Source organism: Sinimarinibacterium flocculans, assembly GCF_003201205.1.
Taxonomy (GTDB): Bacteria; Pseudomonadota; Gammaproteobacteria; order Nevskiales; family Nevskiaceae; genus Solimonas; species Solimonas flocculans.
Map to the genome: position 1 here is coordinate 362,516 of NZ_QICN01000003.1, position 25,055 is coordinate 387,570.

Annotated in this window: 17 protein-coding genes; 4 read left to right on the forward strand and 13 right to left on the reverse strand. The window is 65.6% G+C overall.

The window, feature by feature from the left end:
• Window positions 1-2: 2 nt before the first annotated feature.
• The 9 genes from C8D93_RS08090 to C8D93_RS20630 all read right to left on the reverse strand — a co-directional run bounded on the left by C8D93_RS08090 (window position 3) and on the right by C8D93_RS20630 (window position 11,097).
• Window positions 3-602 carry a LemA family protein gene (locus C8D93_RS08090; RefSeq protein ID WP_110264654.1) on the reverse strand — a complete coding sequence of 200 codons (600 nt, stop codon included), beginning with the start codon at window positions 600-602 and terminating at the stop codon, window positions 3-5.
• A gap of 53 nt (window positions 603-655) precedes the next feature.
• Window positions 656-2,089, reverse strand: a complete 1,434-nt coding sequence (locus C8D93_RS08095; RefSeq protein WP_170123953.1) for a TPM domain-containing protein — start codon at window positions 2,087-2,089, stop codon at window positions 656-658.
• Between the two features lie 63 nt (window positions 2,090-2,152).
• Window positions 2,153-3,328 (reverse strand): phosphoglycerate kinase, encoded by a 1,176-nt coding sequence (locus C8D93_RS08100; RefSeq protein ID WP_110264656.1) that lies wholly within the window; start codon window positions 3,326-3,328, stop codon window positions 2,153-2,155.
• Between the two features lie 85 nt (window positions 3,329-3,413).
• A complete protein-coding gene (gap, locus tag C8D93_RS08105; RefSeq protein ID WP_110264657.1) occupies window positions 3,414-4,418 on the reverse strand; it encodes a type I glyceraldehyde-3-phosphate dehydrogenase in 1,005 nt (334 codons plus the stop codon).
• Between the two features lie 102 nt (window positions 4,419-4,520).
• Complete coding sequence (gene tkt, locus C8D93_RS08110; RefSeq protein WP_110264658.1) at window positions 4,521-6,530, reverse strand: transketolase; 2,010 nt, start codon at window positions 6,528-6,530, stop codon at window positions 4,521-4,523.
• Window positions 6,531-6,618: 88 nt separating this feature from the next.
• The gene (locus C8D93_RS08115) at window positions 6,619-7,296 is read right to left on the reverse strand and encodes a YjbF family lipoprotein (RefSeq protein WP_170123954.1); all 678 of its coding nucleotides are present in this window, start codon (window positions 7,294-7,296) and stop codon (window positions 6,619-6,621) included.
• Window positions 7,286-9,418 (reverse strand): YjbH domain-containing protein, encoded by a 2,133-nt coding sequence (locus C8D93_RS08120; RefSeq protein WP_170123955.1) that lies wholly within the window; start codon window positions 9,416-9,418, stop codon window positions 7,286-7,288. The genes C8D93_RS08115 and C8D93_RS08120 overlap by 11 nt, the downstream gene beginning before the upstream one ends.
• A 41-nt stretch (window positions 9,419-9,459) precedes the next feature.
• On the reverse strand, window positions 9,460-10,251 hold the full coding sequence (locus tag C8D93_RS08125) for a capsule biosynthesis GfcC family protein (RefSeq protein WP_110264661.1): 792 nt from the start codon (window positions 10,249-10,251) through the stop codon (window positions 9,460-9,462).
• 189 nt (window positions 10,252-10,440) lie between these two features.
• Complete coding sequence (locus C8D93_RS20630; RefSeq protein WP_170123956.1) at window positions 10,441-11,097, reverse strand: hypothetical protein; 657 nt, start codon at window positions 11,095-11,097, stop codon at window positions 10,441-10,443.
• Window positions 11,098-11,685: 588 nt separating this feature from the next.
• Between C8D93_RS20630 and C8D93_RS08140 the strand changes: the two genes are divergently transcribed.
• From C8D93_RS08140 to C8D93_RS08155, 4 genes are read left to right on the forward strand one after another with little or no spacing between them, the layout of a single operon-like run.
• Entirely contained in the window at window positions 11,686-12,738 is a 1,053-nt protein-coding gene (locus C8D93_RS08140; protein ID WP_170123957.1) for an MraY family glycosyltransferase, read from the forward strand.
• A gap of 55 nt (window positions 12,739-12,793) precedes the next feature.
• Entirely contained in the window at window positions 12,794-13,699 is a 906-nt protein-coding gene (locus tag C8D93_RS08145; RefSeq protein ID WP_170123958.1) for a glycosyltransferase family 2 protein, read from the forward strand.
• A gap of 3 nt (window positions 13,700-13,702) precedes the next feature.
• Complete coding sequence (locus tag C8D93_RS08150) at window positions 13,703-14,479, forward strand: glycosyltransferase family protein (RefSeq protein ID WP_110264666.1); 777 nt, start codon at window positions 13,703-13,705, stop codon at window positions 14,477-14,479.
• Window positions 14,480-14,523: 44 nt separating this feature from the next.
• Window positions 14,524-15,654 (forward strand): polysaccharide pyruvyl transferase family protein, encoded by a 1,131-nt coding sequence (locus C8D93_RS08155; RefSeq protein ID WP_110264667.1) that lies wholly within the window; start codon window positions 14,524-14,526, stop codon window positions 15,652-15,654.
• 32 nt (window positions 15,655-15,686) lie between these two features.
• Here C8D93_RS08155 and C8D93_RS08160 read toward each other — a convergent pair whose 3' ends face one another.
• From C8D93_RS08160 to C8D93_RS08175, 4 genes are all read right to left on the reverse strand, one after another.
• The gene (locus tag C8D93_RS08160) at window positions 15,687-17,549 is read right to left on the reverse strand and encodes a GSCFA domain-containing protein (RefSeq protein WP_211307262.1); all 1,863 of its coding nucleotides are present in this window, start codon (window positions 17,547-17,549) and stop codon (window positions 15,687-15,689) included.
• Between the two features lie 87 nt (window positions 17,550-17,636).
• Window positions 17,637-18,425: a class I SAM-dependent methyltransferase gene (locus C8D93_RS08165; RefSeq protein WP_110264668.1), complete on the reverse strand. Its 789-nt coding sequence runs from the start codon at window positions 18,423-18,425 to the stop codon at window positions 17,637-17,639.
• Between the two features lie 15 nt (window positions 18,426-18,440).
• Complete coding sequence (locus C8D93_RS08170; RefSeq protein ID WP_110264669.1) at window positions 18,441-19,262, reverse strand: sulfotransferase family protein; 822 nt, start codon at window positions 19,260-19,262, stop codon at window positions 18,441-18,443.
• On the reverse strand, window positions 19,262-25,051 hold the full coding sequence (locus C8D93_RS08175) for a glycosyltransferase (RefSeq protein ID WP_146216545.1): 5,790 nt from the start codon (window positions 25,049-25,051) through the stop codon (window positions 19,262-19,264). Before C8D93_RS08175 ends, C8D93_RS08170 begins: the two co-directional genes overlap by 1 nt.
• Window positions 25,052-25,055 lie beyond the last annotated feature (4 nt).

Consider the following 25,055-nt stretch of genomic DNA (forward strand, 5'->3'; position numbering starts at 1 on the left):
CCTCAGCCGCCGAAGTCCACCGCTGGCGGTTTCGAGATCGCCTGCTCGTCCTCGACCGTGAAGCTGGGCTTGACCTGCATGCCGAAGATCATCGCGGTCAGGTTGCTCGGAAACGAGCGCACCGTCGTGTTGTAGGCCTGCACCGCCTGGATGTAGCGGTTGCGCGCGACGGTGATACGGTTCTCGGTACCTTCGAGCTGGGCTTGCAGATCGCGGAACAGTGCATCGGACTTCAGGTCGGGGTAGCTCTCGACGACCGCCAGCAGCCTCGACAAGGCACCGGAGAGCTGGCCCTGCGCCTGACCGAACGCCTGCAGGGCAGCGGCGTCGTTGACCATCTCCGGCGAGACGTTCACTTGGCCGACCCGCGCCCGGGCGTTGGTCACCTCGGTGAGCACGCGCTCTTCCTGGGCCGCATAGCCCTTCACCGTGTTGACGAGGTTCGGCACCAGGTCGGCCCGGCGCTGGTACTGGTTGAGCACCTCCGCCCAGGCCGCCGTGATCTGCTCGTCCTGGCTCTGCAGGGCGTTGTAACCGCAGCCCGACAGCAGCGGTGCGAGCAGCAGCGACAGCACCACGGTCCATCCCGCAAGGGTCTTCATCGGCGACTCCGGTGGTGGGGCGAGCACGAATATGGTCGGGCAGACGCCGTCCTTCAAGTCCGCGACCGGCCTTGTCCGCTGACGAGCTGCAGTTCCGCGCGCAGCTGGCGGAGAAAGTCGGGCAGGCGCTGCTGCGGGGGCTTGATGCGGTTCAGCTCGGTCAGTGCCCAGACGCCGAGCAGCACGAACACCAGCGGAAAGGCGACGAAGAAGCAGACCGCGATGGCGACCAGCCAGTACTGCCGCCGCTGCTTGAACCGGGCCGGCACCGGCCGACCCTTCTGCGCGATCAGGTGATCGAGCGCGGGGGTGCGCTGCCCCTTGCGGTGCGCGTGCTCGATCGCTGCCAGAAACTTCGGGGCCGGCTTCCCGTCAGTATCGATGCGCGTCGCGGTCGCGCGCGACGCCGCCGGCGCCGGCGCCGGCATTCGTTGGCGGGCGGCCGCCGGCGGCGGGGGGCGTGGCGGTTGCGCCGCAGCGCCGCCGGGGTATCCGCCGGCCGGCAGGCGGGCTTCGTGGTTGCGCGCCGCCAGCACACGCAGCAGCGCAAGCGCGGCCCAGACGACGAAACCGGACGAGGCCAGCAGCACGGTCAGTTCGACATAGCCGGTCAGCCCCCAGCACAGCGCGGCGGCGGCAAGACCCAGCAGCACAGCGGGCGCAGCGGGACTGCGCGCGACCTGCCATGCACCGACGAGAATGGCCAGCAGCACGACGCCGGCGAGCACGAACGGAACGACCTTGGGGCTCGTCGCTCCGCTGGCGCGTGCCTCCGCGAGCAGTCCGTAAACCCGCACACTCAGATCGGCCCACTGCCCCTGCGCGCGACGCCAGGCGGCAGCGACCGCAGCGGCGGGGTCCCGGCGAAGCGCCTGCGCCAGCGTGTCGCCGCCACCGTACGCCTCCGGCGGCGTCGCTTCGTCGGGGCTCGCATTCGGGACCGCGGCTGCTGCATCCGCACCCCAGCGCGCGACCATCACCAGTTCCCGGGGATCGCCGACCTCGCCCGACGCTTCGCCGGCGGCGACCATGAGGCCGTAGACGCCGTGCAGCATGCCGGCACCCACAGCATCCGCCGTCACCTGCGGCAAGACCTGCTCGCGCAACACCCGGGCGACTTCCTCGGGTGCCAGTTCGCGGCCGAACGCCGGACTTACCGCGACCGCGACCTCGCGCGTCGACGACCACATGAGCAGCGCCACGCGGGCGCCGGGATCGGACCGGGCGGCGACATAGGCCTGCAGGCTGACCCGCGCGTAGTCCTGCAAGGTGTCCGGAGCGAGATCGCCGACGGTCACCACCGCCATCGTGAAGCCGGTAGCCGCGGCATAGCTCGCGAGCGTGCTGTCGAGCTGCAGCATGGTGTCGACGTCGAGCACGCCGGCCATGTCGACGACACTGCCGTTCGGCGACACCGGTTCGGCCGCGACGACCGTCGTCGCCCAGACCCACAGCATCGCGGCCCATCCGGCCTGTCGCAGTCGCATCCCTGCCCCCTGCCTTGCTGCGGCGATCATGCCGGCCGCCGGCGGGGCGGGCAAGCGGCACTCCTATCGGGCGCGCTGCTCCAGCATCGCCACGGCCGGGAGCTTCTTGCCTTCGAGGAACTCGAGGAAGGCGCCGCCGCCGGTCGAGATGTAGCCGATCTCGCCGGCCACGCCGAACTTGTCGATGGCGGCGAGCGTATCGCCGCCGCCGGCGAGCGAGAACGCCGGGGACTCCGCGATCGCTTTCGCCAGGGCGCGGGTTCCGCCGGCGAAAGCGTCGTACTCGAAGACGCCGACGGGGCCGTTCCAGACGATGGTGCCGGCCGCGGCGAGCTGCGCGGCAAGCTTGGCGCGTGTCTTCGGGCCGATGTCGAGGATCATCTCGTCATCCTGGATATCGTCCACCGTACGCACCTCGGCGCGCGCCTCGGCAGAGATCTCCGTCGCGACGACGACGTCTTCGGGCAGCGGAATGTCACCGCCGCGTGCCTGGATCTTCGCGCGGATCGCCTTCGCCGTATCGAGCATCTCCATCTCGCACAGCGACTTGCCGATCGAGAAGCCGGCGGCGGCAAGAAAGGTGTTGGCGATGCCGCCGCCGATGATCAGCTGGTCGGCCTTGTCGGCGAGGTTGTTGAGCAGGTCGAGCTTGGTCGACACCTTGCTGCCGCCGACGATCACCGCCAGCGGACGCTTCGGTTGTGCGAGGGCCTTGCCGAGCGCGTCGAGTTCGGCGGCCAGCAGCGGCCCCGCGCAGGACACGGGCGCGAAGCGGCCGACGCCATGCGTCGAGACTTCGGCGCGGTGCGCGGTGCCGAAGGCATCCATCACGTAGACGTCGCACAGCGCCGCCATCTTGCGCGCCAGCGCCTCGTCATCCTGCTTCTCGCCGACCAGGAAGCGGGTGTTCTCGCCGAGGGCGATCTGCCCCGGCGCCAGATCCACACCGTCGATCCAGTTGCTGATCAGCGGCACCGTGCGCTCCAGCGCGTTCGACAGCCACGCGGCCACCGGTGTCAGCGAGGCATCGGGCTCGAACCGTCCGGCCTTGGGCCGGCCCAGATGGGAAACGACCAGGACCGATGCGCCGCGTTCGAGCGCCTGCCTGAGGGTCGGCAGCGAGGCCCGCAGTCGCGCATCCGAGGTGATGCGGCCGTTGGCGATCGGCACGTTCAGATCCTGCCGGATCAGCACCCGCTTGCCGGCGAGATCGAGATCGGACATGCGAAGGATGGTCATGGCGAGGCCCTCGTTAGGCGTTCGTGTTTCAGAAATCGAAAGGCCCCGTGGTGGACGGGGCCTTGCGTGATGGCTGCAGCGCGGCTTACTTGCCGGCGACGACGCGGACCATCTCCAGGCACTTGTTGGAGTAGCCCCACTCGTTGTCGTACCAGCTCACCAGCTTGACGAAGGTCGAGTCCAGCTGGATACCGGCGTCGGCGTCGAAGATCGACGTGCGCGCGTCGCCGCGGAAGTCGGTCGCGACGACCTTGTCCTCGGTGTAGCCGAGGATGCCCTTGAGTGCACCCTCGCTCTGCGCCTTCATCTCGGCGCAGATTTCGGCGTAGGTCGCCGGCTTCTCCAGCTCCGCGGTCAGGTCGACGACCGAGACGTCGGAGGTCGGCACGCGGAACGACATGCCGGTGAGCTTCTTGTTCAGCTCGGGAATCACGACGCCGACGGCCTTGGCCGCACCGGTCGACGACGGGATGATGTTCTCGAGGATGCCGCGGCCGCCGCGCCAGTCCTTCTGGCTCGGACCATCGACGGTCTTCTGCGTTGCGGTCGCCGCATGCACAGTCGTCATCAGGCCGCGCTTGATGCCCCACTTGTCGTTGATGACCTTGGCCAGCGGCGCGAGGCAGTTGGTCGTGCACGAGGCGTTGGAGACGATCGCCTGGCCGGCATAGGTCTGGTGGTTCACGCCGTAGACGAACATCGGCGTGTCGTCCTTCGACGGCGCCGACATGATGACCTTCTTCGCACCGGCGGTCAGGTGCTTCTCCGCCGAGGCCTTGTCGAGGAACAGGCCGGTCGATTCGATGACGACATCGGCGCCCACCGCGTCCCACTTGAGCGCCGCCGGGTCGCGTTCCTGCGTCAGGCGGATCTTCTTGCCGTTGACGATCAGCGTGCTGCCGTCGACCGCCACTTCGCCCTGGAAGCGGCCATGCACCGAGTCATAGCGCAGCATGTAGGCCAGATAGTCGGGGTCGAGCAGGTCGTTGATGCCGACGATCTCGATGTCCTTGCCGAAGTTCTGCACCGCCGCGCGCAGCACGTTGCGTCCGATGCGGCCGAAGCCGTTGATGCCTACCTTGACTGCCATTTCACTTCCTCGTCAGCACGTGCGCCGCGGCGCACCGGAAAACCTGATCTGGGCCGATCCCTGCCCATCCCGCCGGGCCGGGGCCAAAAACGGGGGCATATTTTACGCTAGTAGCTTCAAGGCCCGGTCGTGGACCGTTTCGGCGGTCAGCCCCAGATACTCGAACACCGCTGCCGCCGGCGCGGATTCGCCGAAGCGATCGACGCCGATCACATCACCGTCGAGCCCCACGAACGCGCGCCAGTACAGCGACACACCGGCCTCGACCGCCAGACGCTTGCGCACGCTGGACGGCAGGACCGACTCGCGATACGCGGCATCCTGCGCGGCAAACACTTCGGCGCAGGGCATCGACACGACGCGCACGCCACGACCGGCGGCGCCCAGCTTCTGCGCCGCTGCCATCGCCAGCTGCACTTCGGAACCGGTCGCGATCAAGATCAGCTCCGGCGTGCCGCCGTCCGAATCCGATGATTCCCACAGCACGTAACCGCCGCGGCGCGCGCCGTCGTGATGCGACGCGCCATGGGCCTGCGGCGGCAGGTTCTGCCGCGTCAGCGCCAACGCCGACGGACCGTCGCTGCGCGCGATCGCGCTGGTCCAAGCGACGGCGGTCTCGAACGGATCGGCCGGGCGCCAGACATGCATGCCCGGGATCAGCCGCAGCGAGGCGACATGCTCCACGGCCTGATGCGTCGGCCCGTCCTCGCCAAGACCGATGGAGTCGTGCGTGAGCACGAAGATGCTGCGCTGCTTCATCAGCGCCGCCATGCGCAGGGCGTTGCGCGCGTAGTCGGAGAAGACCAGGAAGGTGCCGCCGAACGGAATCAGGCCGCCATGCAACGCGATGCCGTTGAGCACCGCCGACATGCCGAACTCGCGCACACCGTAGTTCACGTAGTTCCCGTCGAAGGCGCCCGTGCGAATCGCCTTGTGCCCCTTGAAATCGGTGCAGTTGGATTCGGACAGGTCCGCCGAGCCGCCGAACAGTTCCGGCAGCTTGGGTGCCAGCACGTCGAGCACGGCCTTGGATGCCTTGCGTGTGGCGACCGGCTTGTCGGCCTTCGCGCTCTGGGCCAGCAGCTGCTCGACCGTGGCCGACCAGTCGTCCGGCAGTTCACCGGCCATGCGCCGCGTAAGCTCGGCGGCGTCCTGCGGAAACGCCGCAGCATAGGCCTGGAACCGCTCGTTCCACGCTTGTTCGCGCTCGGAACCCCTGGCCTTCGCATCCCAGCCACCGCGCACGTCTTCCGGGATCTCGAAAGGCGCGTGCGGCCAGCCGAGCTGTTCACGCGCCAGCGCGATCTCGGCATCGCCGAGCGGGGCGCCGTGACACTTTTCCTTGCCCTGCAGGTTCGGCGAGCCAAAACCGATGATGGTCTTGCAGCAGATCAGCGTCGGCTTGTCGGCCGACTTGCGCGCGGTCTCGATGGCCGTGCGGATCTCGGCGGCGCTGTGGCCGTCGACATTGCGGACCACCTGCCAGCCGTAGGACTCGAAGCGCGCGGGAGTGTCGTCGCGGAACCAGCCGTCGACCTCGCCGTCGATCGAGATGTCGTTGTCGTCATAGAACACGACGAGCTTGTTCAGGCCCAGCGTCCCGGCCAGGGAGCAGGCTTCGTGCGAGATGCCTTCCATCAGGCAGCCATCGCCGACGAAGACGTAGGTGTAGTGATCGACGACGCTGTGGCCATCGTGGTTGAAGCGTGCTGCCAGCACGCGTTCGGCCAGCGCCATGCCGACCGCATTGGCCAGCCCCTGGCCCAGCGGCCCGGTCGTGGTCTCGACGCCCGGCGTCAGATGATTCTCCGGGTGTCCCGGCGTCTTCGAGTGCAGCTGGCGGAAGTTCTTCAGCTCCTCGATCGGGAGTGCGTAGCCCGACAGGTGCAGCAATGCGTACAGCAGCATCGACCCGTGCCCGTTGGACACGACGAAGCGGTCGCGGTCCGCCCACCGGGGATTCGCCGGGTTGTGAACGAGAAAGTCGTTCCACAGCACCTCGGCGATGTCGGCCATGCCCATCGGCATGCCCGGGTGGCCGGAATTGGCCTTCTGCACGGCATCCATCGCCAGGGCGCGCACGGCGTTGGCCAGTTCGAAGCGAGTGGGCATCAAGCTCACCGTAGAAGCGGGGGAGAGGGGGGATCCTCGGGGGCGCGTATTGTCCGGGTTTGCACCCAGAGGGGCAACCGACCGGCGCTCAGCGCGGCGCGACCGGCTTGATCAGGTAAAGCGCGATCTGCGGATACCAGGGGTGCTCGCCGTACTCCAGACGCAGCAGCTGCCCGGTCTCCTCCGCCAGCCAGCGGGTGCGGGTCTGCCGGCGCGGGTCCGGCAGCAGGGCAACGCGCTCGTCGATGCGCAGGGCCATTCCCGAGTAGCCCGGCGTGACGATGGCTTCGCGCGTACAAACGACGCTCTCCCGCACTTCGGTGAAGAAGCGCTGCTGCTCGCGCAGACGCGAGTAGTGCAGCCGCTCCGGCACCGCGACGGATTGATCCCCGCCGCAGTCCACAGGTGTTTCGACCCGGCTGCCGGCAGCGTGGCTCTCGAAAAGGTCGACCGGCAGCCCGCGCGAGTAGATCACGCGCTGATCGCGCAGCTGCAGCGCCAGACCGTCGACGCCGTACCAGGTCTGGGTCCCGTCGCTGGCCACATGTCCCAGGAGCAGCAGGGCCTGGAAGCGGTCGCCGACGCGCAGAAACATCGACGCGTACGGCAGGTCCTCAAGGGTCGCCATCGGCCCACCCAGCGGCGAAGCCTGCTGCGCCCCCGGCAAGGCCTGCCGGATGGACTGGTCGGCACTGCAACCTGCGAGAACGGCGGCCAGAACCATGCCGGTGGTCCACAGCGCCCATCGCCGCGGGTCACTCTTCAAGGATCTGCTCCGCATTGAAATGCCCGACCGCCCCGTAGAGGCTGCGTCCATTGCCGACCTTCTGACCGCCGTCGCGGGTGAGGAAGCGGTAGCTGAAACTCGCCCCGCCCTTGTCCACACCGGGATAGAACACGGACATCGGAATGCGCAGGTAGATCCCCTTGTCGAACGAGCCCTCGCCGAAGTCTTCGGCGGAGACATTGGTCTTGGTCGCGAATGCCCCGAGCACGACACCGTTACGAAACTCGCGTGCCACGTCCAGCGTCGCCCCCCAGTCCCGGGCGAGATAGCGGCCGGCGCTGAGCGTGAGGATCACGCCCTCGATTGGCGTGCGGTAGTAGGCCGTCAGGTGCCCGGTCGCCACTTCGTAGTCGAGAAAGTCGAGACGCTGGTCGAAGTCGCGCTGTTTCACATAGTTCACGTCCAGCCCGATGGCGAACCGCGAGTGCAGCGGACGGTACAACACCTCAGCCGCCACGCCGCCGAACATCTCCTCGAAGATGCCGCCGGACAGGCGTCCGAACCAGTCGCGCACGATGGGGAACAGGTAGTTCAGCTCCCACTGATCGAGGTAGAAGTCCTCGGACGTGGTCTGATAGGTCTCCAGCCGGCTGCGCACCGGCGGCAGGCGCGTCGAGCTATCGCGCTGCTCGAGCTTGTCGAGATTGTCGAGAATATTGACCGCGAGCACGGTGGACATGCTCAGGCGCGGCGAGAACTGCAGTGTGACGAACGGCTTGGCCTGAAGCTGGCCGATGAGAAAACCGTCAAGGCCGCCAATGTTGGTCCGTAGCGCCGGATGAATCCCGTAGGCCCAGGACGGGTAGTCGAGCAGGTCCGGATACTGCGCCTGCGCACGCGTCTTCGCGGGCAGGGACGCGATTCCGACCGCAGCGCGCAACTCATCCAGCGAGACGTCGCCGCGCGCCTCGGCGTCCATGGTCTCGCGGTCCACCGACAGGGTGATTGCATCGAGTCCACCGTTGACCTCGACGAGCTGGAAGCGCTCGACGTCCTCCGGCATCCGTGCGAGGGTTTCGCGACTGGCGGTGCGCAGGACCTCCAGACTCTGGTCGGAGACCGTGTTGCTCTCCCACAATGTCAGCGTGCTGCGGGATTCGTCCAGATCCACGGCATGCGCATAGATGCCGCGACGGTCGAGTGCATCGACCCAGTCGCGCATTCCGTCCGCGCTGGCAACGTCGCGCAAATCGGTCCGCTGCCCCTCCCAGGCCAGATGACGCCCCGCCGGCTGGCCATGCTCCTGAACCGGCGAACGATTCCTGCCGAGCCGTGGCGCAACGCCGATATGCCCGATCAGGGTTTCGCCGCGGACGTAGGCAATTCCGGCAAACCAGCTCCTGCCCGGCAACTTGTAGCGCAACCCGAAATTGATGCGCGACCGCTGCTCGATGCGGTCATCGAAAGACTCCAAGCCGCCTCCCTGCCTGGAGAGGCGCAGTTCGGCCGGCTCCGCCGAATAGTCATTGCCGTCAAGCTCGACCTGAAACGACCACGGCAGATAGCGCGGCGCCCACTCGATACCGGCAATCACGCTCGCATTGCGTCCGGCAAACCAGCCATCCACGCCAGGCACGCCGCCCTGGGCCTCCGCTGGAGCCAGCAGCCGGCGCTCTTCGTTGCGCAGTCCTAGTGCGGCAAACGGGTTGCGCACATCCCCCTGCGTCCCAAAGCGACCGAAACCCAGCCCCAGAGTGAACGACCAATCATCGAAACGCCGCGTCGCGACGAGAAACTCCGAGGAGAACAAGCCCGTACCACCGAAGTCGTTGAGCCCCGCGGCGACCGCCGGCCACCAGGGGCCCTCCTCGATCAGGCGGACGACGACATCGAAGGACTTGTCCTTGAAGCTCTGATCGTTGCCGGGGTCGTCGTCGTACCGCCGGTTCGTGATCGCGATGTAGCGCGCGCCGAAATGCAGCCAGTCGGTGGGCTGCCCGGACAGATATAGCGTGTTGTAGGGGGGCGCTGCCGAGAATCCGACGCCGATGGTGCCGCTCGGCGGCATCTGCGCGGTCGGCACGGTGATCAGTGCCGGGTATCCCGACGGCCCGTGGACCACGGCCTGGCTTTGCGCGTGCGCCAGCAAGCTGCTGCTCATCAACAGCAGGGCGGACATGCAGCGGTACGACACGGGCGCGCTCAATCGGCAACCGGCAGGCAGACGTTGCGAGGGGCAAGCATCGAGCCGGGCGGTACTGCCGAGGGAGTGCGGTTCCAGGCACTCAGCGCCAACTCGGCCGCCTGTCCGTCCGGGTAGTGCAGTAGGTACTGACGCCGCGACGCAAGTTCGTGAGCGGGCAGCGCATCGAGGTAGTCCTTGACCGTCCACTCCGCCCGATGATCGAGCGCTTCGGCCCGACCGTCTGCAAGCACCACGTAGACGCGCTGCGAGCGCCCGGGCAAGGCCAGCACATCTCCAGACTGCAGTTTGGCCTCGCGGCCGCGATCAGTCCCCAGACGACCGAACGGTCGCTCGGCCGCCAGCACGCGCTGCATGCGTCCCGCGAGCAGGGCTTCGATGACGTTTCTTTCGCTTGTCAGCGTCGGATCGTCTTGCAGCAATTGTGCCGCGTGCAGCGCCGAGGGTGAGAGGCACGGCAAACTCACCGGGTGCGCCTCGTCGAGTCGCAGGATCATGGCGGCGAACCGGTAGGCACCTTCCAGCGGCCCGCCGAGCTGCTCCACGCCCCGGTCGAAATGTGCGTCGGCAGAAGCCAGCGTTGCCGGCCCCGGCCTCATGACCGCACCTCGCACCTCAACTCTGAAATTATGTGGAATCACAATATTGTGCTCCGCACCCGCCGAGGCTGCGAGAGATACGGCAAGCACGCACCCAACAGACACCATGCGCTTCACAATGAGATTCTCAATCGCTACTTCTGTTCGGGCTTCCAACGCGCAACGCCGCGACCGGGCAAACAGGGGGCGCATCACGCGCTTCTGATGCACGTGACCGTCGTGCACACTCGCTGGGAGGAGGCCTTTGCGCCACCGGGAGCGATGGAGCACAGCTAAAGACGCATCACAGTGTAAGGGCAGGAGCGCCGCTCTACAGCTTGGCAGCCTAGAAACTAAAAAAGAAAGGCTAGCCGAAGCTAGCCTTTCTCGGCAAAAGCTGCCTTAGCGTGTGCCGCTACCTGTTGAGCTGCCAGACGTTGTTGTAGTTGTCGTAGTAGTCGTCGTCGGCGGATTGCTCGGAGTTGCAGACGGCGTCGGCGTCGGCGTCGGCGTCGGTGACGGCGAAACAGAGGTCGTCGTCGGCGGATTGCTCGGAGTTGCAGACGGCGTCGGCGTCGGCGTCGGTGATGGCGAAACAGAGGTCGTCGTCGGCGGATTGCTCGGAGTTGCAGACGGCGTCGGTGACGGCGTCGGCGTCGGTGAAGGCGTCGGCGTCAGCGTCGGCGTAGCCGTGGGCCCCACCCCGGGACCATCGTCGTCATCCAGGAAGTCCACTGTCACGAAGATCAGCCCCAGAGCTCCTGCAACCAGCGCAGTGATCTGCAGCGGCGTCAGTGTGTCGGCAATCGGCACTCCAGCCGCGCCGGCACCGGCAGAGGTGATCACATAGGTACCCGGAACCTCTGCGGGCGCTAGGTAGCCGGCCTTGATCGCATCAGGCAGCGTCATGCCCAGCTTGTTGGCGAACTGCACCGCTTCCGCCTGCGTCAGCACGCCGGATTGACTGCTCTGCGCAATGGCGGCCGTGCTGGTGACGGTTGCAACAATGGGCGCGCCAACCAGACAGGCGGCGACGGAGACGATGATGGCTTTGTTCACTGATTACCCCGTAACGATCCCGGAAAGTTATGCAAGCGAACCGGTCGATACGACCCCCGCCCGCCTCTTATTAATACCGCGCTGCACACTAGCATAGCACGAAGAACTTGTTCGGTTGCAATGCGATAGGCCTCACACCTGACTAGATTCCGTTACCTAGAACCCAAGCCTTCAGGGCGTGGTCTGACCAAATCCTGCGGCGCCCCCCCACCCCCGGCAAACATCTGCAAGAAGTCCGCCATGATTGAACCGATCGGATCTGACGCCTGCACATTGCGCCCCCCCACCCGCTCAAGCTGTCCTTCCACACTGGCTTGATACTCGGCCGCGGACGCCTCCCACAGGTCTCCCACTGCCATCCCTTGGTCAATGCGGGGCGATTCCGTCGCTACCAACGCGGCGAAGAACGAAGTAGCAAGCATGCTCACGGTGAAAAACCCATGTCTGGCAACAATCGGTCGAAACCGCCCCTCCCAAGATCGGCCTTGCTAAACTCCCCTGAAGCTCTCAGCCGGTGCTATTCGCACCGCCGAGCCGCAGCCTCAAGAAACAAAATCGATCCTGCCACCGGCGATGATACTGAGTCAATTGCTACAGGTTTTCGCGGTCAGCGCGGTCTGCTCCGCTGCCCTGATCCTCGCACGGCGCTGGCATATCGGGGTCACCGGCGACATCGCCGGCTCCTCGGTGCACAAGATTCATACCGGGACGATACCCCGCGTCGGCGGTGCGGCCGTCTATGCCGCGGGGCTGACCGGGCTCGCCCTGATCTCCCGCAGTCTCCCGGACGTCACGGCGAAGATCGTGTGGATGATGTGGGGCTGCATGACGATCGTCTTCGTGGCCGGCCTGGTCGAGGACCTGACCCGCATGGTGCCGGCGGCGGTCCGCTACCTTGCAGCGCTCGCCGCTGCGGCATTGTTCAGCTTCGCACACGACAGCTACGGCATTTCGTCCATCGGCATCTCGCCATTCGATCTGCCGCTGAACTCCACGGCCGTGCGGGTGGCCTTCTTCGCCTTCGCAGTCGCCAGCGTCTCGCACGCCTTCAACCTGATCGACGGACAGAACGGACTGTGCGGGGGCGTGAGCCTGCTGGTCTTTCTCGCCCTGGGAATCACGGCAGACCGCACCAACCAGGAGATGCTCGCGACACTGAGCTATACGATGGCTGCGGCAAACCTCGGCTTTCTCGTCTTCAACTTCCCTTTCGGCAAGTTGTTCCTGGGAGACGGCGGCGCCTACTTCAATGGCGCGATCGCCGGAGTGATCACCGTCTTCGTGGTCGAGGGGTCCAGCGCGGTCTCGCCCTGGCTGGCCGTGCTCGTGCTGGTCTACCCGATCTGGGAGACGCTGTTCTCGATGATCCGTCGCACGCAGGCGCGCCGGCCGTTCCATCAGGCCGACAGCGACCACTTGCATCATCTCGTGGCGAGCGCCGACTTCGCTCGTCAGTTCGGCAACGGCCGCTACGTGGCCCTGCCGATTCTGGCCTGCTTCGCGCCCTTTGCGCTCGCGGCGCCGCTGCTACGCGAGCAGACTCCGGCGCTGGTCGCGGGGATAGCGATCTTCATCACCCTCTACAGCCTTGTGTACAGAGCGCTCGGCAAGCGGTCGCGCCGCTTTCTGGTTCGCGCCTGAGTCCACGCCCGTGACTGCCAGCGCTGCCGCCGGGCGCCTGCCCTCAGGCGTGGTCGTGACTTACAACCCGCCTGCGGGGCTCGTTGCACGCCTGCGCACCGTCCTGGCCCAGACCGAGCGCGTCGTCGTCGTCGACAATGGATCGAGCCTGCCTCCGGATCTGGATGATCTCGACGCCAGCGACGCCGCAAGGGTCGAACTTGTGGCGCTCGGTTGCAACCTCGGACTCGCTGCGGCACTCAACCGCGGCATCGAACAGGTCAGGGCGCTGGGGGCCACGCAGGCTCTGCTGCTCGACCACGACAGCCAGCCGGAACCGGGCTTGGTCACCCGCCTGCACCGCGCCATGCTCGATCATCCGCGGCAGGTCGCCGTCGCCGCCCCCCGGATCGCCTACGCCCATCCCGACATCCGTTGTCGCTGGCCGTCGTCGCGCCCCGGCCAGCGCTGGTGGTTCCGCTTCGCCTATGCCACCGAGATGCCGCACCCGCAGCCGGTCGACCTTGTGATCGGTTCCGGCATGCTGCTCGACATCGACGCCTGGGAGCGGGTTGGCCGATTCGACGAGAGTCTGTTCATCGATCTGGTCGATACCGAGTTCTGCTTGCGCGCTCGCAGCCTTGGCTACGACGTCCTTGCAGTGCCCCACGCCACGCTTTCCCACGTTCTCGGCGATGTCGAACAGCGCCATCTGCTGGGTGTGCCGGTCTATCCGACCCATCACAGCGCTATCCGGCACTACTATCTGAGTCGCAACCGCATCATCCTCACGCGACGCTACGGGTGGCGCTACCCGAACTGGCTCTACTACGAGACCATGAGTGCCATCAAGCTGACGATCAAAGTCGCTTTGTTCGAACCTGAGCGGGCTCGCAAGCTGGCCAGCATGTGGCAAGGCACCATCGACGGCGTGCTGCACGACGGCCAGAAAACGGCGGGCGCGGCCGGTACGCGGACCTGATCGATGAGTCCGATTTGGTCGGTTTCGGTCGTCAGCCATGGCCATGGAGCAGGCGTCGCGCGGGTGCTCTGCGACCTTCACGCACAACTGCAGACGACGCCGCACGAACTCACGTTGACACTCAATGCGGGCGAAGATCCGGGCTTCATCGCCGACCTGCCCTCCACACTGCGCTCCAGGCTGCGTGTCGTCCGCAACACCCGCCCCCGCGGGTTCGGCGCCAACCACAACGCCGCATTGCTGGGCTCTGATGCTGCGTTCGTTCTAGTCGCAGACCCTGACCTCAGGCTTCATCAGGCCATCTTCGACCCGCTCGCCAACGTGCTGTCGGCCCCCCGTTGTGGCATGGCCGCGCCGATCGCCATGGACGAGCGCGGGCGCATCGAGGACAACGGCCGCAGCCTCGTGACCCCGAAGCAACTGGTCCGTCGCCATCTGCTGGGCGGGCGAGGCCCCGAGCATGGCCCGGGTCAGGGGAACGTCGAAGTCACCTGGATTGCGGGCCTGTTCATCGCGATGCGCGCAGAGGTCTTCCGTCAGTTGCGGGGCTTCGACGAACGCTACTACATGTACTGCGAAGATGTTGACCTGTGCCTGCGCGCGCGCGCAGCGGGATACAGCTCGTTGCTGATGACTGACCTTCGCATTGAACATCCGGCACGCCGCAGAACTCTGAGGCGAATGGATCACTTCTCCTGGCATGTCGCCAGTTTGTCGCGCCTTTGGCGCTCGCCTGCATATTGGGCCTGCTACCGGCACGCGCACGACAAGACAGATTGAGCCACCCGCAGCTCCGGACAACCTACCCACGCCCCAGCAACGCCATGCGCAATCCCTACTTCGTCAGCCGCCCGTACTCTTGTGAGTTCATCGAGGGAGAGCGCAGCGCCGAACGCTTGCGGCGAACGGGCAGCAACACTGGAAATTTGCTGTTCATTCACGCACTCAAGCGGGTTGTCCGTCATGAGCGCTACAGTTGCGGCGTCAAACTCAATCCGTCATCGGTGCGCGAACAACACGATGGGCTGATCGTTCCCGCTGCAAACTGGCTGAAACCGAACGCAGCTTTGGGAAAGCTTGCTCACCTAGTCGAGTCCAGCAAACTGCCCTGCGTAATGGTAGGTCTTGGCGCGCAGGCAACATCGTACGACCGCGTGCCTGCCCTAGACGAAGGAACCGTGCGACTCGTCCGCGTGATCGCGGAACGTTCGCACTCGATTTCGGTGAGAGGGCAGTTCTCGGCGGAAGTGCTGAATCACTACGGCGTCAAGAACGTGACCGTGACGGGGTGCCCCTCGATGCTATGGCAAGTGAGGGCCCCGGTTGCAGTGCGCCGAAATGGCCCTGATCGGCCGGCGAGGGTGACGGTCGGAACCTCTCGCGCTGGAACCACAGAGCTGATTCGCACGCAGACCGTCCGAAATCGACTCAGCATTCTGCTCAGCGCGGCAGCCATGAAACATGGCTGGGACTATGTTGCTCAGACGGAGGTCCACGACATCGGCGTAGCCACGAGCGAAATATCAGACGCCGCGGGGCGGGAACAGGCTGCCGAGTATCTGAGGCTTGCGTTTCAGACCTCGGATGACTCCGCCATCTCAGACTATCTTCAACGGCATTTGAAGGTTTTCTTCAGAATCCCCGACTGGCTGGACTATGCCGTTACCCGCGATTTTATCTTTGGGACGCGTCTGCATGGCGTCATCATCGGACTAATCGCCGGAGTGCCATCCCTTCTTCTGACACACGACACCAGAACCGAGGAGGCAGCCCAATGGATGGGGTTACCCTCTGTTTCTGCTACGACCGTCCTTCAGGCGAAGAAGCTTGATCTACAGCGCCTCTATGAAAGCATCGACCTTGACTCTCTCAATTCGCGAATGCAGAAGTACTACGCTGAATTTCGACGGTTCTTCGAGCTCAACAACGTCGAAACCAATTTGGTCACAACCTGAAGAAGTCAGGCGCATCACTGTCGCCGCTCGATTCAGCGGACCGGCAACGTGTTGGAATCTTGCAAGTCCAACAACACTTCCTCGCAGGCGAGGTCAGCCATGGCTTCGGCTTCCACAATATGCTCCTCCGCATAGTTGGTGGAATGCCCTGATACGATCGGCCTTGCGTCACGTCCGGGTTCGTCCGTAACGTTCGACATGAACACACGCATGACGTGGTCCACGCCCGCCGCGGTCACAGAACGCCGATCGTCGCCGAAGTACTCACCTCCGGCGTGAGGGCCGGTGATGATCTCGTATGACGGAAAGTACATGACGTTGGCGAACGCGCGGCTGATCTCTTCTGCGGCAACCCGCAGCGCTGCCTTCGAGTAGGTCGTCGCGACGAGGACGTGCCGATCGGAGCGCGTTGCGACCAGCGGGACCGGGGAGACGGTCAGGATCACACGGGCACCGGGATTCACGAGCGCAAGCTTGTGCAGGAACCGGCGCAGGTCGGCAGTCACCTCTGCCGACGAGAAGTTCAGGAATTCATGGCGCTCGGCATCGAATTCGCCACCCGCGACACCCGGAGCGAGGGGATAGACGGCTCCGTCGAGTCGGGACGCGAAGCATTCGGTGAGTCCCAGCGTGAAAACGAAGACATCGAGTTCGCAGAACATCCTGCGCACCGCGCGCAGGTGCTGTTCGGCTGCCTTCTGCACATCCACGATGGCGGCATGGCCGTCGGCATCGACACGCGGGCGGAACGGATCGCAGAAGCGTCCGTCCGGCCTCAGCCATGCCGTCTCGAGGGGCACGAAGTACCCGAAGGCGCGGTCGAAGAGCTGCAGAAGCTGCCGGGCCGTGTAGATGTTGCCGTAGCGTGCACTGAAGTCGTAGCTGCGCTGACCCGAGGGCGCGCGCTCGTCCTCGACGACCATGAAGTCGAAGCCGGCCGCTTCGAGCCTGCGCGAAATGTGCTGTGCAAAGCAGCTCCCCGCGGTTGCCACCCGATCACTCTTGCGCACGCGGAACAGGGGCGAGACGACCGGGTCGACATCGGCGGTCGCGCGACGCGAGATCGCGCGCGACCAGAACGCGTAGTCGGGGAGTCCCGCGTACGGGTGCGTTCGCGTGTCGACCGGGTGGTGCGGCCGACCGGCAGGAGCGGTCTTTCCGCGGGCAGGGTCCGCCGACAACGCGGACTGCAGAACGCGCGCACCATAGATCTCGTTAGCGTGTGTCGAGTCGCCGGCGCGTCGGCAATCCTCCGCAAGAAATCCCGTCGAGGAAAACACGTCGGCGGGTGCCTCGCCGATCGGCACCGCGAACTCTCTGGCGACCGCGCGCACCGCGCGACATTGCGCTTCCCACAACGCCTTGCGCTCTGCTGCGACCATCAGCGTGCCGCGCGCGATAACGTCTGCGAGGGGACCGGGATTTTCACGGATCCACTGCTCGGACTCGATCGGCGGCGGTGGCAGCAGGATCAGCAGTCGATCCCCGAACAGGGGCTGCAACACGCGCAGCCACTCGGCATAGTTGGCGGCAACATTGCGCTCCAAGCCGGCGATGCGCGTCTTCAAGGTGACGGAGCCGTCGCCCGAGAACGCGGCGATATTGTGCTGGTTGCCATTGACGAGGCATAGAACCCGGGCCGCATGAGAGGTGTACCCTTCGAGTTCCGCCCTCAGTTTCTCGATGTCGACCGCCGCGACGCTGGCCTTCGACGGCGGACGCAGGTCCCCTGCCGCACCTGGGGGTTTGAGAAAGCGATCCGCGCGCAGATTGAGGAATTTCAGCCGGATGTCTCGGTGCTCGGAGTGGATGCGCTGCCAACCGACGACCAGCGCCGCAAGGTGGCTGTGGCCGACCATCAGCATCGTGGTTCTGCCGTCAGGCTGCTGTAGCACGAGAGTCTCCTGCTGTACGATCCGTCGGCTGGTCGCTGCATCGAACCGGATCACGAAGGGTGGACGGGCAGCGGGTCGGCTGCATGATCAGGTCTTCCTCAGGCAGAAGCAGTCCTGATGCTTCACCCAGCCACGAGCCTTGAAGTAGACCGTGTCGAGCCCTGCATCGAAGGCCATGGTCGCCAGTCGGTGGGGGCGGGTCAGCGAAATGCCGTAGTCGGTCATCCCGCGATATGCGGCAAACGCCGAGCCCTGTGCGTCGTACCGCTCCACCAGCGCGGCCACCGCGGTCTCCTCGAGATTGTAGGTCTTCTCACGGCTGCGCAAGCGCTCCGCAACATAGGGTCCGTGCGTCGTGACGACAAGCAGCCCGCGCGAGGTCAGGTGACCACCCAGGTAACGCAGGACTTCTACGATGTCAGCCTCGTTGAGATGCGTCAGCAGGGAGCCGACCCAGATGAGATCGTAGGATCCAAGTAGCCGGACGGACAGATCCTTGGCAATGTGCGTCGTGGGCACCCCGATGAGCTTGCCGACCGCATCGACGGCACTCGGGTCCAGATCGGCCGCATGCACCATGCCGGGAAAGCAGGCGGCGAGCCAGCGGGTAACCCGGCCGAACCCGCAGGCGTAGTCGAGCACGGCACCCACGTCGGCTCGGCGAGTACCCGCAGCCTCCAGTGACTGGAACAGCAAGGAGAGAGCCGATGCTCCTGCCTGCAGGTAATACTCGGAATCTCCCGAGTACATGCCATCGCCCTTGGACACGGTAGTGACCATCGGTACGCGTAGCGCCGTGGAAAGGCTCTGCTGCCGGCCCAGTAAGGCCTGGACATGCTCGGCAAGATCGACGTCCGCACGTGCCTTAGGGTCCATCCTGATCACCTTTCCTTAGACTGATCCGCGGCCTTGCCGCGCATCGTGTGTGATGCCCCACGCGGGGATGTCGCGCCCGAGGTAGGCCAGCAGCTTCTCGACATCCGGGAGCAGCAGCGCGCGCAGCTCCTCCCACTGCTTCTCATCGGCGCGAAGCCGTTGGTCGGCGGCCAGATCACTGCGGTTCTCCGACACATTGTGTGCAGCGAACGCCATGGACGTCGCAGCGCGGCCCAAGCCGAGAAACTCGAAGACCTGGCGCATGCCCGCTTCCGGGGCCGCGACGAACTCCTCGAAGATCAGCACCAGAAGCTGTTCGGCCGGGAAGCTTGCCCGATAGGCCTCGATCTGGAAGTGATACTGGCTGGTCAGCAATGCGATGCGCCCTTCGCCCGAGTTCAGAAAGTCCGCAATCGAGCCGGTACTCGTGCCGCGCCTGACCGAATGCAGATAATTCGAACGGATGCGCTCGAGCGGGTCACGGACGATATAAATGAGCTTCATCCGCGGATCGGCGGCCGCCATGTGCTGCGGAATTTGCTCGCGGCGGCTACGGCGACCGATGGTGTAGTAAGTGGACGCCTCGCCGAACAGCGGCTGGCCGCGATAGCCCTGCAGCATGTGCCTCTCCAAAAGCTCGTCCGGGCTTGCGACATCGATGCCCCGCCGCTTCCAGAACTGCGGGACGACGTCCGGGCCCAGGAAGTACCCAGGCTCCTTGAGCGGTGACGACATGAAGACATCGGGGTGCGCCCTCAGGTACTCGTAGAGGCTCGTCGTTCCCGATTTCTGCGCGCCGATAATGACGAAATTCGGTGTGGGGTTTTTCATCTGCATCACGATGCTTTCTGCGGTGTCGCCGAAGAAACCCGCGCCAGATTGTCGACCGTGTCCGATGCGCTGACGTCCGAGTGCTTCCGGCAGATGAGGGCGACCTGTGGTGCGTACTCGACGACGCTGCTGGCATAGGGCAGCCGGTGTTCACAGTCGAAACCCTCGCCGAGTGCGAGCCTGTCGCTCTCCTCGTCTGACGGCATCCGCCCGTCTGGCATGTAGATCAATGTGCCGCCCGCTTTCAGGCCGTCTCGGGCAGTGCACAGCGCGGCGGGAAGCCCCTCTTCTGCTGAAGGCGGTTCGCAGTGCAGGATCAGATCGAGACATGCTTCTCCGACATCCTCCGCAGCGGCGCGCGAGTCCAACCTGCGGTGGCGGAACGCGCGGGACAGGAATCCGTCGAGACATGCGTGCACGCCAACCGTCGCCACAACGAGGCCCCTGTATGTCCACGGACCCTCGGCCAACAGACGGTACAGGCTGCGCTCCCTCGGCCGCGATCCGCAGCCGGGGCAGACCGGCTCCGCCGCCTCGACCATAAACGACGCACCGTTCCAGCCGCAGACGTTGCAGAAACGCACGGCGCCCCTGGCGATCTGATCGAGCAAGGGCAGGTCCTGCAGGCGCGGCGGATGAATCACACGCACGTCTTCGTCGATGCGCGACCAGATATCGGGACGCGTCTTGTTGTAGAGCGCCAGCATGCCGTGCTCCACCGCGCCGAGCTGCCACCCGCAGCTTTCCACGTAGTAGCTGTATTCCACGTCGGTGTACGCATGCGGGACATCGACACTGAATCCGCCGATCTCGTCGAGCGTGCGGCGGCGCCAGATGAACAGCCCACCCTGGATGTGCGAGAAAAGTCGATCCGGGTTGGCGGCCGCAAACTCCGCATTCCGGAATCGCGCGAACTCGCTGATCCGCGGATAGTCGCGCCCCGTGAGGTAGCTGGGGCTGTAGCACAGCGTACCGCCCAGGCCGACACGCGGATGCCGCTCCATGTAGTCGACGAGTTCCGTCTCCCAACCTTCGGAGAGCACGAAACCTTCCTTGCCACAGAGGTAGATGATGTAGCGACCGATGCCCTGGCAGGCGGCAGCGTTGGTTCCGGGGCCCACAAAGGTGTTGCGCGGTCGATACGTGACCGTGACGTTGTCGTGTGCTTCCTGCAGGCCGCAAAGATAGGCGACGACCTGCGCATCGCTGGCGTTGTCGCAGATCGATAGATGGAACGGCGTCCGCGTGAAGCGGAACACGCGCTCGACCACCTCCCTGAGTTGCGGCAGGTTGTTCCAGCTGACGATGACGATGTCGACGACGTCCTGCCGCCAGATCCGCTCCAGCACGCCGACCAGGCGCCGGGCGTCATGGCGCCGCTCGACATCCCGCCGTGCGTTGCGGCTGAGCGCCTGCACGGTTGTCGGCGGCATCGCGAAGAACCGCCGGATGCCGTCGGCCAGTGATGCGGGATCACCTGGCTGCACGAGAATTCCGTTGAGACCGTCACGGACAAGGTCGGGGATGCCGGAGATCGCCGTGGCGATGACCGGCGTCCCGCTCGCCATGGCTTCGACCATCGCCGTGGGAATCCCGTCCATGTCACCGCTTGCGGTACGCACCGAAGGGCACGCGAACAGGTCGTGCTCGCGCAGCACTTTCGCGACGCTCGCGCCGCCCGGCAACGCTCCCCTGAAATGGACATGCGACAGCGCCTGCTGCTCCACGAGCGCCTGCAGTCTCTGCAGCTCCTCGCCGTAGCCGTAGAGATTGAACTCGATGTCCTCGTCACGAAGAAGCGCTGCTGCCGCTATGAGGTCGTGCAGCCCCTTTTTCTCGGTGAAGCGATGTATGGCGCAGATACGTCTGGCGGCACCGGACTGGAGACGACGCGGCGCCGAGTACGCAAAAGCCGACAAGTCGACGGCATTGGGATTGACGACGAGCTTTTCTTCCGGCACTCCCCGCTCGAGGAGATAGTCACGATGGAAGGCGCCGAGCACGAAGACCGCGCGACACAGGGGCGACTGTGCCACCTCACCGACCCGGTTCCGCCGGTCATTCTCGTGCTTGAAGATGTCCTGCGCGTGGGCGATGAAGGTGAAGGGGATGCCAACCTGCTTGCAGGCGGGCCAGACCATCTCCGTGACCGTGGGGAACGTGAAGTGCGCATGCACCAGGGTCCTGTCGCTTTGCTTGAGACGGTCCGCGAGCTCACCTGGCGAGTCGACACGCTGCCAGCGGATCGGAAAGTCCGGCGCGAACTCCGGATGGGGCGACTGCCGACAATAAACCTCGACATCGACGCCGCGCGCAACCAGCACCCTCAGCTCGTTGAGGACAAAGGTCTCGGACGGCACAGGGAAATGCCAGCAGAAGTACGCCAGCCGCAGCGGCTGGGGACGATGCGCCAGACCATGCCGCCGGGCAGGAACCACGATGTCCTCGTGTGCAGCGCGCGGCGAACGCTCGCGCAGCATCGCCTCGTAGGCGCGGGCCAGAGAGGCGGCGACGGCCTCGCGCGCGTAGTGCTCAACGATGAATGCCCTGCCCGCCTCGCCCATCTCGACGATCCGCGCAGGTTGTGCGCACAGTTGCTCCAGCAGGGGGATCGCGTCCTGGTACCGGCCGACCGGACAGACGAATCCGGTGCTTCCATGCGCAACCAGATCCTTTGCGGCACCCAGATCGTAGACCAGCGCCGGCCGCCGCGCCGCGAGTCCTTCGGCGACGGTGCGCCCGAACGATTCGGCAAACAGGGAGAGGTTCGCGATGATGTTGATCCGGCTGATCGCCTCGGCCGGTGACGGCTGGTAGTCGACGAACTCGAGATTGCCGGCGATACGACCGTCCTCCTGCGCAGCCTGCAAGGCGCGCACATGTTCGGTCTGCGGCCCTATGAGCAGGAAGCGCAGATTGGGAATGCGCTGTGCGCAGGCGTTCGCCAGTGCAGCGAAGTCCTCGATGCCCTTCTTGGGAATGTTGCTGCTGATCAGGCCAATGCGGATGCAGCGTGGGTCGATGTCGTTCGGCAGGTCGAGCGCGCCGACATCGAAAGAGTTCGGAACGACGAACGTATGGCCTTCCTTGTGGAACTCGGCGGCGCTGTGCTGCGAGTTGGCGATCACGTAATCGGTCTCGGCCAGAACCGTTTTGATGATCTGGTCGGGAGCAAGGCCGATCCGCTCACTGAGCCAGCGGTCGGCAAGAACGCTCTCGCGCACGTGCGTTGCGGTCGGAATGCCGAGTCGCCGGGCCGCAGCGTGCGGCGCCCGTGCAACGATAGTGTTGACGTGAACGAGATCGATCCTGCGCGAGATCAGCCAGGCACGGATCGCGGCAACGGCGCCGCCTTCGCGCTGATCGGCGCTCCACGTCGGATAGGCGATGCAGCAGACTTCGACGGCATGGGGCAGCAGCTCGGCGATGTAGTCGTCGTGGCGCCGCGGCAGGACGACGTGGACATTGCAGGCCACGTGCCGGAGCTTGGCGAGTACGTCGATAAAGCTGCGCTCACCACCGAAGATCTGACCCGAGACGACATGCGCGAACACCGCTATGTTCGGCAGGTCCGGCCGCCTCTCGATCGCACCCTTGAAGGTCTCCTCCGGCGGCACGCGCGGCGGAATGTTCTTCTTGGCCGCGGCCGCGATCCTCTCAGGTCCGCCTCGGCGCCCTTCCCGACGACCATGCGCAAGATAGTGCAGCAGCGGATTCATGCCTGCGGCGGCAACATCCGGATTCATCGACAGGTAGCGTGCGCTGTGAAACGCTGGCCCCGGATCCCGGCCCTCGAAGCCGCCCAGCAACAGATAATGCTGCACCGGTTCGCACGCGGACTCCGCAACATCCGGATTGCGATCCAGATACCAGGCAGGGTCGATGAGCGGGTGGGGCGCACGACGCTCGGCCGCCCCGTGCCGCAGGTAGTGCGCCAGCGGCTCGAGCCCGGCGGCGGCAACATCCGGGTTGTGTTCGCGATACCAGGCACTCGAGAACAGTGGCCCGGGATCACGCCCTTCCGCCGCCCCATGAGCAATGTAGTGCATCAAGGGGTTCACGCCGGCTGCCGCCACGTCGGGATTGCTCGTCAGATACCAGCGAGGATCGAAAAGCGGATTGGGTTGCCGGCCTTCCTTCCAGCCCGCGGTCAGCCAGTGCCACACCGGGTGATGGCCGAGACCGATGAGATCAGGGTACGCCTGCAGATACCAGGCTGCGTCGAAGTATCGGAGGGCCAGCAGCACCTTCGCCTCGCGCCGCAGCAGCCACCATCGGCGCGGCCCGCCCTGCCCTCCCAATGCGGTCCGGGGCGGGATCACCATCCGTTGCGCAGCATCGCCGCTGTCCCAGAGCCGCGGCTGAAGGCGGGTCGCCAACGCCAGGTGCTGGCGCCAACGCGTCAGGTTTCGCGTACGAAGTTGCACCAAAGCCACCTGCGTGGCGGCTTGCGCCCGTTCCAGGCGCTCATTCTCGCGACGCAGGGTCGCAAGCCGATTCCGTTCGCCTTCGAGTTCGCCACGCAACGTTTCGGCCTGCAGTGCAATCTGCCTGCTATGCGCCCGCAGCGCGTCGCGCTGCCCTTGCAAGGTATCGCGCTGGGTCTGCAGAGCGCTGCGCTGGTTCTGCAAGTTATCTCGCTGGGTCTGCAGGGCGTCGCGCTGCCCCTGCAGGGCATTACGTTGAGCTTCCAACGTCTCGCGATGTTTCGTCAGGATGTCGCGCTGCTCGACGAGCTTGCCGCGCTCGCGCTCCAGGTAGGACAGGGCGTCGGTCAGGCGTGTGACATCCGCCTGCAGCGCGGAGCGCCGTTTCTCGAGCTGTTCGTGCTCCACGCGCACCCGGCGCAGCGTAGCTTCGGCAGTCCGGCGGCCGACGTACTCGAGCGCCCATACCGGCCCAAGCAGATGGTCCGCTTCGTCGAAACTGCGCCGAATGGCATCGAGCTGCGTCAATCCCTCGACGGCCCCGGGCTCGGAGAGCAGCGCCGCCAGGCCTTCGTATGTCGCTTTGATCCAGCCGGCCACCGTTTCGTCAGCCGCCAGGTGGGCCGCATCGACGGCGTGGTGACGCAGAGCCGGCCGCAGAAAGCCGTCGATTGCCGACGCCGTCGCGGGCGTGGCACCGGATAGCGGGAGGTCGAGCACCCGCCTGATCCGCTCGGCCTCGGCATGCCATCCGGTCAGCAGATCCTCGTAGCGCAGCAGTATCCGCGGCAGCTCCCGCGTATGACGCTCTGCATCCAGTACATGGCGTAGCCAGAGCGCGTGCGAGTGGCGCTCGTCGAGCCCGTCACGACGTTTCAGTGAGACCGCCACCTCGACCGGGTTGCGGATCGGCAGTACGCAGCAGACGTCCGCGTCGAAGCTTCGCAGCACGTCGACCCAGAACGGAGCGAGACGACAGATCCGCGGGTCCTTGAGCACGAACAACGGTGAACTCGCGAAATCGCGTGCGAGTATGTGTCCGGCGTCGTTTCTGAATCGGCTCAGCGCTTCTGCCGGCACGCGCGAAAGGTCGATGTCGCGCCAGTCGTCCCATGCCGAACCCATGCTCGTCAGCAGGATATCGTTGATTCGGCGGACGTCCTCGGACTCCCAGAATCCGGTTTCGTTGTTCTGCTCGCGGGCGGGCATCAGGTTTGCCGGCAGGTCGGCGCCGAGCAGGCTGATCATCCGGGTCAGCGCGGATGTGCCGCTGCGATGCATGCCCAGCACCAGGATCGCGATCCGGCTTCCGCGGGAGCGGCCGACGGGGCCCGGGATCGAGCCTGGAATACGGGTCGTTTCAGTCATGTGC